The organism is Telluria sp. ZT3P26 (genome assembly GCF_059686035.1).
Genome location: NZ_JCASII010000003.1, coordinates 169628 through 188615 on the forward strand (window position 1 = coordinate 169628; position 18988 = coordinate 188615).

The following is an 18988-nucleotide window of genomic DNA, read 5'->3' on the forward strand; positions in this document are numbered from 1 at the left end:
TACCGGCCTATCTTCCACCCTAGCAGCGACGCTGCATCAACCGACTGTCCAAGCCATGTTGATTCTGCCGGGTTCCAATGCCCTGTCCGCCTTCCGTAGCCAACGTCTCCTGAGCCAACTGCAAGCTGTCGCCCCGTCGATCGCTGCCGTCCAGGGCCGTTTCTACCATTTCATCGACACCAGCGCGCCACTGTCCATCGACGACACGTCGCGCCTGTCGGCCATGCTCACCTATGGCGAGCCTGCGCCGGAGACCCTGTACGACGGCGTGACCGAAGCATTCTTCGTCATCCCGCGCCTTGGCACGATTTCGCCATGGGCCTCGAAAGCGACCGATATCGCCCGCAACTGCGGCATGGGCCATGTCCACCGCATCGAGCGCGGCATCGGCTACACCGTCGTGCTCAAGACCGGCATCCTCGGCAGCAGCTTCGGCGCGCCCAAGAAGCTGGCAGACGACGAGCTGCAGGCAGTCATCGGCCTGCTGCACGACCGCATGACCGATACGGTCCTGCGCAATGCCGACGATGCGCAGCACCTGTTCAATGAACTCGAGGGCAAGCAGCTCGAGAGCATCGACGTGCTGGGTCTTGGCCGCGCCGCACTGGAGCGCGCCAACACCGAACTCGGTCTGGCGATGTCGGACGACGAAGTCGATTACCTGAACGACGCGTTTACGAAGGCGCAGCGCAACCCGACCGACGTCGAGCTGATGATGTTCGCCCAGGCGAACTCGGAGCACTGCCGCCACAAGATCTTCAATGCCGACTGGGTCATCGACGGCGAAAAGCAGTGCATCTCGCTGTTCGGCATGATCAAGAACACGCACCAGCTGAACCCGCGCGGCACCGTCGTCGCCTACAGCGACAACTCGTCGATCATCGAAGGTGCGACCGTGACCCGGTTCTTCCCGCGCGACGGCGAAGAATACGGCCCGTCGACGGAGCTCGTGCACACGCTGATGAAGGTGGAGACGCACAATCACCCGACCGCGATCTCGCCATTCCCGGGGGCCTCCACCGGCGCCGGCGGCGAAATCCGCGACGAAGGCGCAACGGGCCGCGGCGCCAAGCCGAAGGCCGGCCTGACCGGTTTCACGGTGTCGAACCTGGTGATCCCCGATGCCGTGCGGCCGTGGGAAAACGCGTCGGACGTGACGGGCCAGGTGCGCTCGGACGCCCTGTACGGCAAGCCGGAACGCATTGCTTCGCCCCTGCAGATCATGATCGATGGTCCGATCGGCGGCGCTGCGTTTTCCAATGAATTCGGCCGGCCGGTCCTGGGCGGTTATTTCCGCACCTATGAACAGAACGTCGGCGCAGCAGGCGCGGTCTACGGCTATCACAAGCCGATCATGATCGCCGGCGGCATCGGCAGCATCTCGGCCGCGCACACGCACAAGGACGAGATCCCGGTCGGCAGCCTGCTGATCCAGTTGGGTGGCCCCGGCATGCGTATCGGCATGGGCGGCAGCGCCGCGTCGTCGATGGCCACCGGCACCAACACGGCCGACCTGGACTTCGACTCGGTCCAGCGCGGCAACCCGGAGATGGAACGCCGCGCACAGGAAGTGATCAACGGCTGCTGGCAGCTGGGCGCGCACAATCCGATCATCTCGATCCACGACGTGGGCGCGGGCGGCTTGTCGAACGCCTTCCCGGAAATCGTCAACGACGCCAAGCGCGGCGCGATCTTCAATCTGCGCAAGGTGCCGCTGGAAGAAAGCGGCCTGGCGCCGAAAGAAATCTGGTCGAACGAATCGCAGGAACGCTACGTGCTGGCGATCGCGCCTGAAAGTCTGGCGAAGTTCGCCGCGCTGTGCGAGCGCGAGCGCTGCCCGTTTGCCGTCGTCGGCACCGCGACCGAAGAGCGTCAGCTGCGCCTGCTCGACGACGAGCAGGCCGGTGGCCCGAATGCGTCGCCGGTCGACATGCCGATGGACGTCCTGCTCGGCAAGCCGCCGAAGATGACGCGCGACGTGCAGCACGTGCAGAACACGTTCCCGCCGGTGGACCTGACCGGCATCGAGCTGGTCGAAGCGGCGCGCCGCGTGCTGCAGAATCCCACGGTGGGCGACAAATCGTTCCTGGTCACGATCGGTGACCGCACGGTCGGCGGCATGACGGTGCGCGACCAGATGGTCGGCCCGTGGCAGGTGCCGGTGGCCGATTGCGCCGTCACGGCAATGGCCTACGAAGGCTTCCTCGGCGAAGCGATGGCGATGGGCGAGCGCACGCCGCTGGCCGTCATCGACGCCGCTGCATCGGGCCGGATGGCTGTGGCCGAGTCGATCATGAATATCGCGGCCGCCGCGATCAACGACATCTCGGACATCAAGCTGTCGGCCAACTGGATGGCCGCCTGCGGCCAGCCGGGCCAGGACGCCGCACTGTTTGACACCGTGAAAGCCGTCGGCATGCAACTGTGCCCGGCGCTGGGTGTGTCGATCCCGGTCGGCAAGGATTCGCTGTCGATGCGCACCACCTGGAACGACGCTGGCGAATCGAAAGCCGTGATCTCGCCGGTATCGCTGATCGTCTCGGCATTCGCACCGGTGGCGGATATCCGCCGCTCGCTGACGCCACAACTGCGTACGGACGCGGGCGAGACGGCCCTGATCCTGGTCGACCTGGGCCGGGGCAAGAACCGCCTGGGCGCGTCGATCCTGGCGCAAGTCACGCAGCAACTGGGTGACTCGGTGCCGGACGTCGATTCGGCGGACGACCTGAAGGCGCTGTTCGGTGCGATTCAGGCGCTGAACAAGGACAGCAAGCTGCTGGCCTACCACGACCGCTCGGACGGCGGCCTGTTCGCGACGCTGGCCGAGATGGCCTTCGCCGGCCGTACCGGCGTGTCGGTCAACCTCGACATCCTGACGATGGAGAGCGGGCATGGCGCCGACTGGGGCGATGCCAAGAACTGGACCGGCCAGGTGGCCGAGCGCCGCAACGAAATGACGCTGCGCGCGCTGTTCAGTGAAGAACTGGGCGCCGTATTCCAGGTGCGTACGGATGACAAGACGGCCGTCATGAACGTGCTGCGCGAAGCCGGTCTGGGTGCCTGCAGCCATATCATCGGCAAGCTGAATGACCGTGGCGCGATCGAATTCACGCGCGACGCGAAAGTCATCTACAACGAAAAGCGCAGCAGCCTGCACCGCCTGTGGAGCGAGACCAGCTGGCGCATCGCGCGCCTGCGCGACAATCCGGAATGCGCAGACGCCGAATACGATCGTCTGCTGGACGAGCACGATATCGGCATGACGCCGAAGATCAGCTTCAACCTGGACGAGGATGTCGCTTCACCGTTCATCGCGACCGGCAAGCGTCCGCGCGTGGCGATCCTGCGCGAGCAGGGCGTCAACTCGCACATCGAGACGGCCTGGGTCATGCACCAGGCGGGCTTCGCCGCCATCGACGTGCACATGAGCGACCTGATCGCCGGCCGCGCCAAGCTTGACGACTTCCATGGCGTGATCGCCGTGGGCGGCTTCTCGTACGGTGACGTGCTGGGCGCTGGCGAAGGCTGGGCCAAGACCATCCTGTTCAACCCGCAGCTGTCGGACCAGTTCGCCCGCTTCTTCGCGCGCCAGGACACGTTCGGCCTGGGCGTCTGCAACGGCTGCCAGATGATGAGCAACCTGAAGTCGATCATCCCGGGCGCGCAGGCATGGCCGAAGTTCACGCGTAACAAGTCGGAGCAGTTTGAAGCGCGCTTCGGCATGGTCGAAGTGCTGGACTCGCCATCGATCTTCTTCCAGGGCATGGCTGGCACGCACGCACCGATCGCCATCGCGCACGGCGAAGGCTTCGCCGACTTCTCGCTGACAGGCGACTACGACGCATCGATCAAGGCCATGCGCTTTGTCGACAACCGCGGCCAGGCCACCGAAACGTACCCGTTCAACCCGAACGGCTCGCCGGGCGGTCTGACGTCGGTCACGACGGCCGACGGCCGCTTCACGGTCCTGATGCCACACGCCGAACGCGTCTTCCGCGGCGCCGTCCATTCGTGGGCCCCAGAGTCGTGGAATGATGCATCGCCGTGGATGCGAATGTTCCGCAACGCGCGCAAGTGGGTCGGCTGATCGGCCGACTAACGTGAAAAACGCCTCATCGGAGGCGTTTTTTTACGCCGTCAAAGCCGGGGTCAGGTCTGACATTCGGACACGACCTCAGCTTTGCGCCGTCAAAGCCGGGGTCAGGTCTGACATTCGGACACGACCTCAGCTTTGTGGGCGTTCAATGGTGAGAAAAGCCGGGGTCAGGTCTGACATTCAGACACGATCTCAGCGTTAGCCGCGTCCAAACGTGTGTTGCTCGGTAAGGGCATGGTCCGGCACGAGATACTGTTGCCTGCTCGACTGCCTGACTGTCGAGATCGTGTCCGAATGTCAGACCTGACCCCGGCTTTTGAATGTTGCCGCGCAACGCGTTCAAATCGATTGGTCGAGAACGAAGATGGCGTCGTCGCCGTCTGATGATGCAAGCCGCCAGCCGAGGCGCTTATAGAATTGTGCGGCTCTGGTGCGGGTCCCGGTGCCCAGCGTCACTTGCGTGACACCCAGCGAGAACAGCCATGCCGTTGCCAGCGATAGCAGTTGCTTGCCCAGCCCTTGCCCTTCGCAGCGCGGATCGACGAACAGGGCCCATATCGACCCGTCGATCTTGTTGGCATAGCTGAACGCGACGATCTCGCCGTCCACCAGTGCCACCCAGCCGCGCCCATCTTTCTCCAGAAAGTCGGCATACATCTGCGGCGTGATCCGCGTCGGGTCGCGCAGGACGTTTTCGGTCACTGCCAGGCGGATGCGGGTCATGTGCGGTATATCGTTGTACGCCGCTTCACGAAATACGGGATGCATAAATGCCAGCCTCGAAATGAAAAGAGCGCACCCGAGGGTGCGCTCTTTGCGGTCAAGCCATGCGGTGGATTACTGCACTTTGGCTTTCTTGACCAGGGTCTCGCGATAGGCTGCCAGCTGACGCTGTTGCAGGCCTTCGGTAACTTGCTGCTTGACTTCTTCCAGCGCCGGCACCTTCGCTGCGCGCACGTCTTCCAGCTTGATGACGTGGTAACCGAACTGCGATTTTACAGGCGTTTCGGTGATCGCGCCTTTTTGCAGGGCGACCATGGCTTTCGAGAACTCAGGCACGTAGGTGGCCGCGCTGGCCCAGCCCAGGTCGCCGCCATTCTGCGCGCTGCCGTCTTTCGACTGCTTGGCCAGTTCGTCGAACTTGCCGCCCGCTTTCAGTTTGGCGATGATGCCCTTGGCATCGGCTTCCGAATCGACCAGGATGTGACGTGCGTGGTATTCCTTGTCGCCGATCAGCGCTTTCTGCTTGTCGTACTCGGCTTTGACGTCGGCATCCTTGACCGGGTTCTTCTTGACGTAGTCCGCCAGCATCGCGTTGATGATGATGCTTTGACGGGCGTTGTCGATGGCCGACTTGACGTCGGCGCGGGCGCCGATGTTCTGCTTGTCGGCTTCCTGGATCAATACTTCACGGCTGATCAGGTCTTTCTTGATCGCTTCGCGCAGGTCAGGGGAGTCCGCAGCGCGGCCCTGGGCCACGACCTGCTTGACCAGCTGGTCGACCCGAGCTTGCGGGATTGCCTTGCCATTGACGGTAGCGGCGTTCTGCGCGAGGGCAGGCACGGCAACGACTGCAATCATGGCGAACAACAGGCTGGCTGGCTTCAAAATCATCGTTGAGATCCTATATAAACTCGAAAAGTATCGCCGCAGGCGACGAATGCCGGTGCGCAGTGTGCGCGCCGGCGACAATACATCTTACTGCACCTTTGCCTTCTTGACCATTTGCTCCTGGAACGTACGCAGCTTCTCTTGCGCGAGCGTCTCGGAGATCTGTGGCTTGACCTGGTCCATTGGTGGCAGCTTGGTCGCGCGGGTGTCGTCCAGCTTGATCACGTGGAAACCGGCATTGGTCTTGACCGGCACGTCGGTGATCGCGCCTTTGGCGAGCTTGGTGAAGCCGGCCGCGAATTCTGGCGGCATCGTGTTCGGCGTGACCCAGTCCAGATCGCCGCCGGTGTTGGCAGTGCCGGTGTCCTTCGAGGTCTTGGCGACGTCTTCGAACTTGGCGCCGCCCTTGATCTTGGCAATCGCTGCCTTGGCATCTGCTTCCGTGCTCATCAGGATGTGGCGGACGTGGTATTCCTTGTCGCCCGTTTCAGCCTTGACCTTGTCGTAGGCAGCCTTGATCTCGGCATCGGTCACCGGGTTTTTGGCGATGTAGTCGCGCGCCAGTGCGTTGACGACGATCGACTGGCGGGCGCTGTCCATGGCTTCGCGCACTTCAGGCTTCTTGTCCCAGCCTTGCTTGACGGCTTCTTGCATCAGCACTTCGCGGGCGATCAGGTCGTTCTTGACGGCTTCGCGCAGCTGTGGCGTGTCCTGGCCCTGGTTCTGGGCAACGACCTGCTTGACGACGGCGTCGGCGCGTGCCGAAGGAATCGCCTTGCCGTTGACCACTGCGATGTTCTGGGCAAAGGCAGGTGCCGATGCGATGGCAACGAGGACTAACAGCAGGCGAGCAGGCTTAAAGGTCATGTGTATTCCTGTGACGGGTTTTAACTGGGCAAGAGAAGTGCAGGTGGTGTACTTATCTGTTCGATTGTCGGGCAAATTTCTTAAAACTGCCTGAAAACCCGCTTTCAGGTCAGCTCGGAAGGCGCGATGGCATTGATGGCCAGAGCGTGGATTTCCGCCTTGTTGATCATATCGTGCACGGCATCATACACAAGACGATGACGCATGACCAGCTTGAGACCCTCGAAGCGCGACGACACGATTTTGACGGAATAATGGCTGCCGCCGGAGGCCGCGCCGGCATGGCCAGCGTGCAGGTGCGAGTCGTCGCTGATCTCGAGCAGCGTAGGGGCCAGCCCGGCTTCGAGCTGGGCGCGCATGCGGGGTTCACGGTCGCTTTTGTCAGCGTTTGGTTCGTTCAGGTTGGTCATGCGTCTTCCTCCTTGATGTATTTGTAGAGCATCATCGTCTGGATCATGATGAAGGCAAAGAATATGGCGGTGAAGCCGAACAGCTTGAAGCTGACCCAGGCCCCGGTATCGTTATGGAAGACCACGAATGCCATCAGCAAGTTCAGCAAACCCATGCCGATGAAGAACGCCATCCAGATATAGCCAATGCGGTTCCACAGCGGCTCGGGCAGCTTCATGTTCGGCTCCATCACGGAGCGGATCAGGTTCTTGCGATAGAACACCTGCGCGATGAATAGTCCCACAGCGAACGCCCAGTACAGGATCGTTGGCTTCCACTTGATGAACAGGTCGTCGTGGAAATAGATCGTGGCGCCTCCTGCCACGACGATCACGCCCAGCGTCAGCCACATCGCGTTGTCGACCTTGCGACCACGCGCCAGCAGGTAACCCACCTGGCACGCGGTGGCGATGATGGCCACTGCGGTGGCCAGCAGGATCGCCGACTGTGACGGCGGCACGCCGCCACCGGCAATCAAGGGCCCGAGGAACTCGACGGCCATGCGATGCGCCCAGGCCTGGTTGCTGTCGCCGTATTTATAGACGCCGAAGAACAGCAGGACGGGGAAAAAGTCGAACAGGAATTTCATCGTGCTTTACTCTCAGGCGGGATCGAACCGCATCGAGGCGGAATTGATGCAATAACGCAGGCCGGTTGGCGGCGGGCCGTCCGGGAACACGTGGCCGAGGTGCGCGTCGCAGACGCCGCAGATGACTTCAGTGCGCACCATTCCGTGGGTGCGGTCGGTCTTCTCGATCACATTCGCCGGATCGAGCGCGCGGAAGTAGCTGGGCCAGCCGCAGCCGGAGTCGAACTTGGTGTCCGACTCGAACAGCGGCGTGTTGCAGCAGACGCAGCTGTAAATGCCATGCTCGTGGTGGTCCCAGAATTTGCCGGTAAAAGCGCGTTCGGTGGCCGCATGGCGCGTGACTTCGTATTCCATTGGATCGAGCTGGTTACGCCACTCGGCGTCGGTCTTGGTGACTTTGTCGGTCATGATGTGGTTTCCTCGTGTCTCGTTGATGTGTTTATGAAGAGCAGCTCACTTCGAGATGCGCGGCCCAATCGGGCGGCAGCTCGGCATAGGCAGCATGTTCGGGTTGTTCGTCGAACGGGCGCTCGAGCACGGCCAGCAGCGTGTGCACGCCGCTGAAGTCGCCGTTCTGTGCCTGTTCGATGGCCGCCTGGGCCAGGTAGTTGCGCAGAATGTACCTGGGATTGACCAGGTTCATCGCGGCGCGGCGGGTGGCATCGACGCTCTGTTCGCTGCGCAGGCGGGTGCGGTAGACCGCGGCCCAGGCGTCGAACGAGGCGCGGTCGATGAACAGGTCGCGCAGCGGTTCGTCGTGCCCGGGCGCGTCGACCTGCAGGTCGCCCAGCAGGCGGAAGAACAGCGTGAAGTCGGCGTGGTTGGCCTGCAGCAGCTCGATCGTGTCCTCGAACAGCTTGGCGTCGCCGTCCTGGCTGTCCTGCAGGCCAAGCTTGCCGTGCATGAGGATGTCCATCTGGCGGCCGAACTCGGGCCGGTAGACGCTCAACGCTTCTTCGGCCACCTCGGGTTCGCCGATCAGCGGCAGCAGGGCATTGCCCAATGCATAGCAGTTCCAGTGGCCGACCGGCACCTGGTTGGCGTACGAATAGCGCCCGCCCTGGTCCGTGTGGTTGCAGATGTGGCGGGCATCGAACGCTTCCATGAAGCCGAACGGGCCGTAATCGAGCGTCAGGCCCAGGATCGACATATTGTCGGTGTTCATCACACCGTGCATGAAGCCCACGGCCTGCCAGTGCGCAATCATGCGCGCGGTGCGGCGCGTGACTTCAGCCAGCAGCGCTGCGTAGGGATTGGCCTCGCCAGCGAGCTCCGGGTAGAACTGGTGGATCACGTAATCGGCCAGCGTGCGCAGCTCGTCCTGACGGTCGTGCGATGCCCAGTGCTCGAACGAGCCGAAGCGGACAAACGTGGGCGCCATGCGCGCCACGACGGCGGCCGTCTCGAGCGTTTCACGGGCAATCCCTTGCGGCGAGCCGGTCAGGGACAGCGCGCGCGTGGTGGGGATGCCCAGCGCGGCCATGGCTTCGGAGCACAGGAATTCGCGGATCGACGAACGCAGGACGGCGCGGCCGTCGCCCATGCGGGAATACGGCGTGCGCCCGGCGCCCTTGAGCTGGATTTCCATCGGGCCGGCCGGCGTGGCGATGTCGCCCAGCGTGATCGCGCGACCGTCGCCCAGCTGGCCGGCCCAGACACCGAACTGGTGACCGGAATACACGGCGGCAATCGGTTGCGAACGTGGCGCGACCTTGTTGCCGGTAAAGACATCGACGAAATCGGGGCGCGCAAGATCTTCGACGGTCAGCCCGATCAGGGCGGCCGCAGGTTTGCTGGCTGCTATGAAATGCGGCGCAGGCAACGGCGTGGGCATCAGGCGCGTGTAAAACGCTGGCGGCAATTCGGCGAACGAATTGTTCAGTGCAAGTTCGTCGGCAGTGATGGTAGTCCTCGTTGACGTAGTCGGCATGGAACGATTTTACCCGACCGCGATGGTATGCGTGATCGGGCACACCAGTCTGTGCGCGTTACATCCTGTAAAGGCAGCGGGTCAGCACGGGCCTCAAGGATGACGCACTGCATCATCGAATTGCGTTGACGCCGCGCGCCATCGCACACGACACTTTCCACGTTGCTGCTGAGATTAACTTCTTTCAAATCCCGGAGTCCGCATGCCTGAATACCCGATGAGTCCCCTGCAAGGGCAGATGATGGATACACCGCTGCTGATCTCCGGCATCATCGAATTCGCGGCGCGCCATTACGGTGATGGCGAGATCGTCTCGCGCCGCGTCGAGGGCGACCTGCACCGCTACACCTGGCGCGATGCGGCCGCTCGTGCACGCCAGCTGGCCAATGCGCTGGGCAGTCTGGGCATCGCCATGGGCGACCGGGTGGCCACGCTGGCCTGGAACGGCTACCGGCACCTTGAGCTGTACTATGGCGTCTCGGGCTCCGGGGCCGTGCTGCACACGATCAATCCACGCCTGCACCCGGACCAGATCGCCTACATCGTCGACCATGCCGACGACCAGGTGCTGTTCTTCGACCTGACGTTCCTGCCGGTCATCGCTGCGCTGGCCCGCAGGTGCACGGGCGTCAAGGCCTGGGTGGCGCTGTGCGACAGCGCGTCGATGCCGCGCGACTCTGGTATCGACACGCTGCTGTGCTACGAAGACCTGATCGGCGCGCATGGTGATGATTACGTGTGGCCGCAGTTCGACGAACGGTCCGCCGCCAGCCTGTGCTACACGTCCGGCACGACCGGCAACCCGAAAGGCGCGCTGTATTCGCACCGCTCGACAGTCCTGCATGCGTATGCATCGGCCATGCCGAACGCGCTCAATGTGTCGGCGCGCGACGTCGTGCTGCCGGTGGTGCCCATGTTCCACGTGAACGCGTGGGGCTTGCCGTACTCGGTGCCGCTGTCGGGCGCCAAGCTCGTGTTCCCGGGGCCGGCGCTTGACGGACGGTCGCTGTACGACCTGTTCGAAGGGGAAGGCGTGACGTTTTCGGCGGGCGTGCCCACCGTCTGGCTGGGTCTCGTCAATCATGCGATCGAACACGATCTTGCATTCACCACGTTCCGCCGCACCGTGATCGGCGGTTCGGCCTGCCCGCCGGCGTTGATGGACACGCTGATGGACCGGTTCGGGATCGAGGTGGTGCATGCGTGGGGCATGACCGAAATGTCGCCATTGGGCACGGCCTGCACGCTGAACAGCACGCACCAGGCGCTGTCACCAGAGGCGCAGCGCGCGGTGCTGCGCAAGCAGGGGCACGCGATCTATGGTGTCGACATGAAGATTGTCGACGATGCTGGCACTGAACTGGCTTGGGATGGCGTCACGTTTGGGCACCTGTTCGTGAAGGGGCCGTGGGTCGTTTCCGGGTACTTCCGCGGGGAGGGTGGCGATGTGCTGGACGATGGCTGGTTCCCGACGGGCGACGTCGCGACGATCGACGCCGACGGCTACCTGGCGATCACCGACCGCAGCAAGGATGTGATCAAGTCCGGCGGCGAGTGGATCGGCACCATTGACCTGGAAAACGTGGCCATGGCCCACCCGGCCGTGCTGCAGGCGGCCTGCATCGGCGTCGCGCACCCGAAATGGGATGAGCGCCCGCTGCTGGTGGTCGTGCGCCGGCCCGGCATGGATGTCACGCGTGACGCGTTGATCAACTGGTTTGACGGCAAGGTGGCGCGCTGGTGGACGCCGGACGATGTGGTGTTTGCGGACAGCCTGCCGGTCGGTGGCACGGGCAAGATCCAGAAGAACCGGTTGCGCGAGACGTATGCGCAGCATCGGTTGCCATCGGGGCAGGTTGCCGAAAAATAACTGTGCGACGCATTTCGGGGCGGGGAGGTAGAGTTGTGTCACTTTTAACAATCTTCTACTCACAGGAAATCTCATGCGCCTGCTTATCGCCCTCATCTTTCCCTGGCTGACGTTCTTCACGATCGGTCGCCCGATTGCCGGCGTCATCTGCCTGATCCTGCAAATCACGCTGGTCGGCTGGCTGCCTGCCACGATCTGGGCGGTGTATGCACTGAGCCAGTACAAGACGGACAAGAAGATCGCCGAAGCGAGCCAGCGCGGTCAGTTCTGAAGGCGCAGTCAACGTTGCCTGTTGATGACGCCGATTGCGATGCAAAACAATTGTTCTGCATAACTCACTCGCTCGCCATCCAGAGCCCAGCGCCAACCCAGGTAATTGGGCAGGTAGCGCGATGCCACGCCGCGAAAGCCCAGTAGCCATGCCTTGAAGCGCCCGTGGTACGCATTCACGTTCTGTATGTGGATGGCACGGCTACCGGCATGCCGGACGCGTACCCCGGCGCGCAGATTCACCATTTCGTGCGCAATGTTGTGCTTGCGTGCAAATGCCCGATAAGCGGCGTGGCTGTCACTGACCAGCAGTGCCTGCGGATCAAGCCTGGGCAGCAGATCGCGTTCGAGTTGGGTCGCGGTCAATGCACCGCGGCCAGTGACGGCATCGATGGTCTGCCCGTTGCGGTCGCGTGCCACCAAAATGCAATCGAGTTGCCGTGAAATCCCGGGTTTGCTAGCCCGGCCACCCCGGCGGCGTGGCGGTCGGTCGAGCGTGCGCGAGCCTTTTTGCGATTCAAGCAGGAACGTCTCATCGGCCTCGACGATGCCATTCAGCGATGCCGGGCGATCGAATTTGACCCAATCAAGGAAGCGGTGGCGCCATCGGAAGGCAGTATTGCGGTGGACGCCGACCCGGTCCGCCCCCTTGCGCACGGTCAGCGAATCGAGCAGCACCTGCGAATACGCGAGCCATTTGGCCTTGTGCCTGAGCCGCGCCAGTGGTGTGCCGCTCAGATCGTTGAAGGTCCGGCCACAGGTGCAGCAGCGAAAGCGCTGCAGGTCGTTGGCGAATCCGTGCCGGTGGCAGCGTTCGCCACCACAGCCGGGACAGCAGCGCCCTGGCGCCCTGGCTTGGTCGATCAATGCGACCACCTTGTCGAGGCCGGCTGCGGGATGCAGGGCGTCGAGTACTTGCCGGCGCTGCGGCTGGTTCAGCGATGACAACCGTGCGAACCAGTTCCTGAAACGTGGCGCTTTCATGATCGGCTCCTGATCCTGAGGGACAGGGGTTGGACCATTGGGCCGCTCATCAGTTCAAAGCAGTTCTCTATTTAACGCTGACTGCGCCATTCTGCATGGGTAATCACTATCCTGACTTGCCCGAATAACACGTTCGTTCGTTTATTTGCGGTATAGTTTGCGGCTCAGTCATTCCCACTTTCAGGAGACGAATTCGACATGAGCGCCGACTACCAGGTGCACGGCAGCGTTGCCGTCATCACGCTGAACAATCCCCCCGTCAACGGCCTCGGCCTGGCCACCCGCACCGCCGCCGTTGCCGGTATCCGCCAGGCCGAAGCCGACCCGGCCGTCACGGCCATCGTGATCACCGGCGCCGGCAAGGCATTCTCGGGCGGTGCCGACATCCGTGAATTCAATTCGCCGAAGGCGCTCACCGAGCCGTCGCTGCATACCCTGATCGCAACCGCCGAAGGCGCAGCCAAGCCGGTCGTTGCCGCGATCCACAGCGTCTGCATGGGCGGCGGTCTGGAGTTGGCGCTCGGCTGCCACTACCGCGTCGCGGCGCCCGGCGCGCAGATCGCGCTGCCCGAAGTCAAGCTGGGCCTGTTGCCTGGCGCCGGCGGCACGCAGCGCCTGCCGCGCGTGCTGGGCCTCGAACAAGCCCTCGACATGATTCTCACCGGTGCGCCGGTCCTGTCCGACAAGCTGGCGGGCACGCCGCTGTTCGACCGCGTGTTCGATGCCGGCGTCGATCTGCTGCAGGCCGCCATCGCGTTCGCCGAATCCATCGCCACCGTACGACCGCTGCCCAAAGTGCGCGATCGCGCGGTCGCGCACCCGGACGCCGCCGGCTTCCTGGCGCAAGCCCGTGCCCGCGTCGATGCGATGGCCGGCCCGTTCCCGGCGCCGCGCGAGTGCGTCGAGACGGTGGCCGCATCGGTCACCGCCGACTCGTTTGAAGCCGGTTTGCGCTTCGAGCGCGAACGCTTCATGTACCTGACCACGACGCCTGAATCGCAGGCGCTGCGCCATGCATTCTTTGCCGAGCGCGCCGCCGGCAAGGTGCCCGGCGTGCCGCCCGACACGCAGCCACGCCCGATTGCCAGCGCAGCCGTGGTGGGCGCCGGCACGATGGGCGCCGGCATCGCGATGAACTTCGCGAATGCCGGCATTCCGGTCACCATCCTCGAGATGAAGCAGGAAGCGCTCGACAAGGGGCTGGCCGGCATCCGCACCGTGTACGAACGCAGCGTTGCCAAGGGCAAGCTCACGGCCGACAAGCTGGCGCAGCGCATGGCGCTGGTCACCGGCACGCTGTCGTATGACGCGCTGGCACAGGCCGACATTGTCGTCGAAGCGGTATTCGAGGACATGGGCGTCAAGGAGCTCGTGTTCCGCGAACTCGACAAGCTGATGAAGCCGGGCGCGATCCTGGCTACCAACACCTCATCGCTCGACGTGAATCGCATCGCCGCGTTCACGGGCCGGCCGCAGGACGTGATCGGCCTGCATTTCTTCAGCCCCGCACATGTGATGAAGCTGCTGGAGATCGTACGCGGCGCGCAGACTGCCCCCGACGTCCTGCTCACGGCGCTGGCGCTGGCGAAAAAGCTCAGGAAGACCGGCGTGGTCTCTGGCGTCTGCGATGGCTTTATCGGCAATCGCATGCTCGAGCAGTATCTGCGCCAGGCGTACTTCCTGCTGGAAGAGGGCGCGCTGCCTGAACAGGTCGACCGCGCAATCGAGGCGTTCGGCTTCGCGATGGGCCCGTTCCGCATGAGCGACCTGGCCGGCAACGACATCGGCTGGCATATCCGCAAGCGGCGTGCAATCGAGGCACCTGGCTTTGCCTATTCGAAGCTGCCGGACCGCCTGTGCGAACAAGGCCGCTTCGGGCAAAAGACGGGCGCCGGCTGGTATGACTATCAGGCGGGCGCCCGTACGGCCACGCCCTCCAGCACCGTCGACGCGATGGTGGAACAGTATTCGAACGGGATCGGTGTTGCGCGCCGCGCCATCCCTGACGCCGAAATCGTCGAACGGCTCGTGTACGCACTGGTCAACGAGGGCGCGAAGATCGTCGAAGAAGGCATCGCGCTGCGGGCGTCGGATATCGACATGGTGTACCTGAGCGGCTATGGCTTCCCGCTGCACCGTGGCGGGCCGATGCTGTACGCCGATATGGTCGGATTGCCGGCCGTGCTGGCGGCAATCGAAGGTTTTGCCCAAGGGCGCAATGGCGAGGCCTGGACGCCGGCGCCGCTGCTGGTGCAGCTGGCGGCGGCAGGTGGCGCGTTCAACGCCTGACGTTACAACAGCGTGAAGCGTGGAGGGCGCTGCCTTCCACGCTTCACGCACACCTCACAGCAACTAGTCGTTCGCGTAGATATTGTTGTCCTTGGTCTCCCGCACGAACAGCGCACCGATCACGAATGTGGTCATGGCGATGATGATCGGGTACCACAGGCCGTAATAGATATCACCCTTGAACGCCACCAGCGCGAAGGCCGTCGTCGGCAGCAGCCCGCCGAACCAGCCATTGCCGATGTGATACGGCAGCGACATCGACGTGTAGCGGATCCGGGTCGGGAACATCTCGACCAGCATCGCCGCGATCGGGCCATACACCATCGTCACGTACAGCACGAGGATGAACAGCAGCACGACCAGCATCGGCTTGTTGATCGCAACCGGATCGGCTTTTTCCGGATAGCCTGCGCTGGCCAATGCCCCGTTGACCTCTTTCTTGAGCGCCGCTTCGCTGGCCTTCGAGGCATCGTCGAAGTTCAGGTTATCCGGCGTCATGACGGCGTTGAACGACTTGAACTCGGTCGTGCCGATCTTGATCGTGGCGACGGTGCCGGCTGGTGCATCGATGCGGTTGTAGCTGACCGAGGCCGCTGTCAGCATGCGCGTGGCGATGTCGCACGATGACGGGAACTTGCGGGTGCCCGTTGCGTCGATCTGGAAGCTGCAGGTGGCCGGATCGGCCACGACGAACACGGGCGCGGTGCGCAGCGCCGTTTCCAGTGCCGGATTACCGTAGTGCGTGATGGCCTTGAAGATCGGGAAGTAGGTCGCCGCCGCAATCGCGCAGCCGCCCAGGATGATCCACTTGCGGCCGATCTTGTCCGACAGCGCGCCAAAGATGATGAAGAACGGCGTGGCCAGCAGCAGGGCGATCGCGATCAGGATGTTGGCCGTCGGGTCGGCAATCTTGAGCGTCTTGGTCAGGAAGAACAGCGCGTAGAACTGGCCCGTGTACCAGACCACGGCCTGGCCCATCGTGAGGCCGAGCAGCGCCAGCAGGGCGATCTTGGCGTTCTTCGGTTTCAGGAAGGCTTCCGACAGCGGCGCTTTCGACGTCTTGCCTTCCGCCTTCATCTTGGCAAATGCCGGCGACTCGTTCATCGACAGCCGGATCCAGACCGAAATCCCCAGCAGCACGACCGAGATCAGGAACGGAATGCGCCAGCCCCAGGCCTGGAATTCTTCCTCGCCGATCAGCGTGCGGGTGCCGAGAATGACCAGCAGCGACAGGAACAGGCCGATCGTCGCCGTGGTCTGGATGAACGCCGTGAAGAGCCCGCGCTTGCCGTGCGGCGCATGCTCGGCCACATACGTTGCCGCGCCGCCGTACTCCCCACCCAGCGCCAGGCCCTGCAGGATGCGCAGCGTGACCAGGATGATGGGCGCGGCGATGCCGATCTGCGCGTAACTGGGCAGGATACCCACCAGGAAGGTCGACGCGCCCATCAGCAGGATCGTGATCAGGAACGTGTACTTGCGGCCGATCATGTCACCCAGGCGCCCAAACACGAGCGCGCCGAATGGCCGCACGATGAAGCCGGCGGCAAAGGCCAGCAGCGCGAAGATGAAGGTGGTATTGGGGTCGCCGATGAAGAACTGCTTGGCGATGATGGTGGCAAGCGAACCGTACAGGTAGAAATCGTACCATTCGAACACGGTGCCGAGCGAGGAAGCGGCAATGACCTTGCGCTCTTCCTTGGTCAGGCCGGCGGTGGTGGTAGGTGGTACGGCGCCGACAGTGTTGCCGGGTGTGATGGCCATGGGTGGTCTCCGTTCATTGTTTTGTGTTTAAGCGGAAATGCTGATTGTTGGTCAGCCAAGCAAATGTGCGCCTCGAAACTTACGCGAATCTTGCAAAATGGGTAGGCCAGGCTCCGCACTGTAAATATGTTTTTTGTACCGTTTTGGCGAACGGTCGTGCGGTCGCTATACTGATTACGAAGGGCAGGCAACGCTGCCCGCAATGCATACAACAGGAGCGCAAATGATCAAGCACATCGTCATGTGGAAACTGAAGGAACAGGCCGAGGGCGCAGACCGCGCCACCAATGCACGCGACATGAAGCGCCGTCTCGACGAGTGCGCCGCGATTGTCCCCGGCATCGTCACGTTCGAGGTCACGTTGGCCCAGCCCGACCTCGAAGCCACCTACGACATCGTGCTGTATTCCGAGTTTGCCGACCGCGCAGCGCTGGCCGCGTACATCGCGCACCCGGTGCATCAGGCGGTGGTGCCCTTCATCGGCGCGATCCGCGAAGGCCGCCAGTGCATGGATTACGAAGTCTGACCACGCCGTTCTGACCGGAGGCCGTATGCGCACCACGCAGCAACTGTTTTCACTGGAAGGCAAGACCGCCATTGTCACCGGCGGCTCACGCGGGCTCGGGCTGCAGATGGCGCAGGCGCTGGGTGAGCAGGGCGCGCGCCTGATCCTCACGTCACGCAAGCAGGAAGAACTCGACGCCGCCGTCGCCCGCCTGCACGACCTGGGCATCGACGCAAGCTGCTTCGCGGGCGATTTGTCCGACCCGGCGCACGCAACAGGCCTGGTCGAGACGGCGCTTGCGCGCCTGGGTCACGTCGATATCCTGATCAACAATGCCGGCGCCACCTGGGGCGCGCCGGCCGAGGATTATCCGCTCGAGGCCTGGGACAAGGTCATGAACCTGAACGTGCGCTCGGTGTTCCTCGTTGCGCAGGCAGTCGGCAAGCTGTCGATGATCCCGCGGCGGTACGGGCGCATCGTCAATATCGCGTCGATCGCCGGCCTGTCGGGCAATCCGCCGGATGCGATGCAGACCATTGCGTACAACACGTCCAAGGGCGCGGTCATCAACTTCACGCGCACGCTGGCCGGCGAATGGGGCCGCCATGGCATCACGGTCAATGCGATCGCGCCGGGCTTCTTCCCATCGAAGATGACCAAAGGGGTGCTGGCTGCGTACGGCGCCGACAGCCTCGCCGCCGCGGCGCCGCTGGGGCGATTGGGCGACGACGAAGACCTGAAAGGCGCGGTGGTGCTGTTCGCCTCCGACGCCGGCAAGCACATCACGGGACAGATACTGGCGGTCGATGGCGGCGTCACCGCTGTCTGAGCGCACGGTCAAAGGACAAGACGATGGATGATTTTAAGGGCAAGGTCGCAGTCATCACGGGCGCGGCCAGTGGCATGGGCCGCGAGTTCGCCACCATGGCGGCCAGTCTTGGCATGAAGCTGGTGCTGGGCGACGTGCAGCGCAAGGCGCTCGAGAAAGCTGCCGAAGAACTGAAGGATGGCGGCGCGGACGTCATCGCGATGGTGTGCGATGTCCGCAAGAGCGCGCACGTGCAGGAGCTGGCCGATTCGGCGATGGCGCGCTATGGCGCGGTGCACCTCGTATTCAACAATGCGGGTGTCGGCGCCGGCGGCCTGATCTGGGAAAATTCGGAGGAAGACTGGGAGTGGGTGCTGGGCGTGAACCTGTACGGCGTCGTCAACGGCGTGCGCGCGTTCATCCCCGTGATGCTCGAATGCGCGGCCAAGGACCCGGCCTACCGCGGCTATGTCGTCAATACGGCATCGATGGCCGGGCTGATCAATTCACCGGCGCTCGGCCTGTACAACGTGTCCAAGCATGCGGTGGTGGCGCTGACCGAAACGCTGTATCACGACCTCAAGCTGGTCGATGCGCCGATCGGCACTTCGGTGTTGTGCCCGTACTTCATCCCGACGCAGATCGCGCAATCGCACCGGCACCGGCCGGACGAACTGCGCACCGACGAGATCATGACGGCCAGCCAGATGGCGGCGCAAGCCCTGACCGAGAAAGCCGTCGGTTCGGGCAAGGTGTCCGCGGCGCAGGTCGCGCAGCTGACGTTCGATGCCATCCGCGCCGAGCGCTTCTATGTGTTTTCGCACCCGCAGGCACTGGGGTCGGTGGCGGATCACGCTGCTGCGCTCGTGGCCGGGCGGCAGCCCCCCGATCCGTATGCGGCCACGCCGCACTTGCGCGACATCCTGAAGGTGGGCCTGAAGGGCCGCCGTTAAGC

The 18988-nt window shown here is 63.5% G+C and carries 16 protein-coding genes; 7 read left to right on the top strand and 9 right to left on the bottom strand.

The features are described from left to right. The first annotated feature begins 55 nt into the window (after positions 1–55). A complete protein-coding gene (gene purL / locus AC56LN_RS11510) occupies positions 56–4087 on the top strand; it encodes a phosphoribosylformylglycinamidine synthase (RefSeq protein WP_499571814.1) in 4032 nt (1343 codons plus the stop codon). Positions 4088–4435: 348 nt separating this feature from the next. Here the strand turns inward: purL and AC56LN_RS11515 are convergent, their stop codons facing one another. From AC56LN_RS11515 to AC56LN_RS11545, 7 genes are all read right to left on the bottom strand, one after another. Continuing rightward, a complete protein-coding gene (locus AC56LN_RS11515) occupies positions 4436–4819 on the bottom strand; it encodes a GNAT family N-acetyltransferase (protein ID WP_499571816.1) in 384 nt (127 codons plus the stop codon). Positions 4820–4933: 114 nt separating this feature from the next. Then, positions 4934–5710 carry a peptidylprolyl isomerase gene (locus tag AC56LN_RS11520; protein ID WP_183552185.1) on the bottom strand — a complete coding sequence of 259 codons (777 nt, stop codon included), beginning with the start codon at positions 5708–5710 and terminating at the stop codon, positions 4934–4936. Between the two features lie 84 nt (positions 5711–5794). Next, on the bottom strand, positions 5795–6574 hold the full coding sequence (locus AC56LN_RS11525; RefSeq protein ID WP_499571818.1) for a peptidylprolyl isomerase: 780 nt from the start codon (positions 6572–6574) through the stop codon (positions 5795–5797). 104 nt (positions 6575–6678) lie between these two features. Then, on the bottom strand, positions 6679–6984 hold the full coding sequence (locus AC56LN_RS11530; RefSeq protein ID WP_499571820.1) for a BolA family protein: 306 nt from the start codon (positions 6982–6984) through the stop codon (positions 6679–6681). Then, positions 6981–7613, bottom strand: coding sequence for a septation protein A (locus tag AC56LN_RS11535; RefSeq protein WP_499571822.1), 633 nt, complete (start codon positions 7611–7613; stop codon positions 6981–6983). Before AC56LN_RS11535 ends, AC56LN_RS11530 begins: the two co-directional genes overlap by 4 nt. A 12-nt stretch (positions 7614–7625) precedes the next feature. Continuing rightward, positions 7626–8021, bottom strand: coding sequence for a peptide-methionine (R)-S-oxide reductase MsrB (gene msrB / locus AC56LN_RS11540; protein WP_183552199.1), 396 nt, complete (start codon positions 8019–8021; stop codon positions 7626–7628). Between the two features lie 31 nt (positions 8022–8052). Beyond that, complete coding sequence (locus AC56LN_RS11545) at positions 8053–9543, bottom strand: protein adenylyltransferase SelO (RefSeq protein ID WP_499571823.1); 1491 nt, start codon at positions 9541–9543, stop codon at positions 8053–8055. 202 nt (positions 9544–9745) lie between these two features. Here AC56LN_RS11545 and AC56LN_RS11550 point away from each other — a divergent pair, with 202 nt between their 5' ends. Both AC56LN_RS11550 and AC56LN_RS11555 read left to right on the top strand, forming a co-directional pair. Then, positions 9746–11413, top strand: a complete 1668-nt coding sequence (locus AC56LN_RS11550) for a 3-(methylthio)propionyl-CoA ligase (RefSeq protein WP_499571824.1) — start codon at positions 9746–9748, stop codon at positions 11411–11413. 73 nt (positions 11414–11486) lie between these two features. Beyond that, a complete protein-coding gene (locus AC56LN_RS11555) occupies positions 11487–11684 on the top strand; it encodes a YqaE/Pmp3 family membrane protein (protein WP_343028176.1) in 198 nt (65 codons plus the stop codon). A gap of 8 nt (positions 11685–11692) precedes the next feature. Here AC56LN_RS11555 and AC56LN_RS11560 read toward each other — a convergent pair whose 3' ends face one another. Next, positions 11693–12667 (bottom strand): IS1595 family transposase, encoded by a 975-nt coding sequence (locus AC56LN_RS11560; protein ID WP_499571826.1) that lies wholly within the window; start codon positions 12665–12667, stop codon positions 11693–11695. 198 nt (positions 12668–12865) lie between these two features. On the opposite strand from AC56LN_RS11560, the gene AC56LN_RS11565 reads away from it, so the two are divergent. Further along, positions 12866–14956, top strand: coding sequence for a 3-hydroxyacyl-CoA dehydrogenase NAD-binding domain-containing protein (locus AC56LN_RS11565; RefSeq protein WP_499571827.1), 2091 nt, complete (start codon positions 12866–12868; stop codon positions 14954–14956). Between the two features lie 63 nt (positions 14957–15019). Here the strand turns inward: AC56LN_RS11565 and AC56LN_RS11570 are convergent, their stop codons facing one another. After that, a complete protein-coding gene (locus AC56LN_RS11570; protein WP_499571829.1) occupies positions 15020–16720 on the bottom strand; it encodes an MFS transporter in 1701 nt (566 codons plus the stop codon). Between the two features lie 223 nt (positions 16721–16943). Here AC56LN_RS11570 and AC56LN_RS11575 point away from each other — a divergent pair, with 223 nt between their 5' ends. From AC56LN_RS11575 to AC56LN_RS11585, 3 genes are read left to right on the top strand one after another with little or no spacing between them, the layout of a single operon-like run. Beyond that, entirely contained in the window at positions 16944–17246 is a 303-nt protein-coding gene (locus AC56LN_RS11575) for a Dabb family protein (RefSeq protein WP_482898701.1), read from the top strand. Positions 17247–17271: 25 nt separating this feature from the next. Beyond that, positions 17272–18054 (top strand): SDR family oxidoreductase, encoded by a 783-nt coding sequence (locus AC56LN_RS11580; protein ID WP_499571830.1) that lies wholly within the window; start codon positions 17272–17274, stop codon positions 18052–18054. Between the two features lie 23 nt (positions 18055–18077). Continuing rightward, a complete protein-coding gene (locus tag AC56LN_RS11585; protein WP_499571832.1) occupies positions 18078–18986 on the top strand; it encodes an SDR family oxidoreductase in 909 nt (302 codons plus the stop codon). Positions 18987–18988 lie beyond the last annotated feature (2 nt).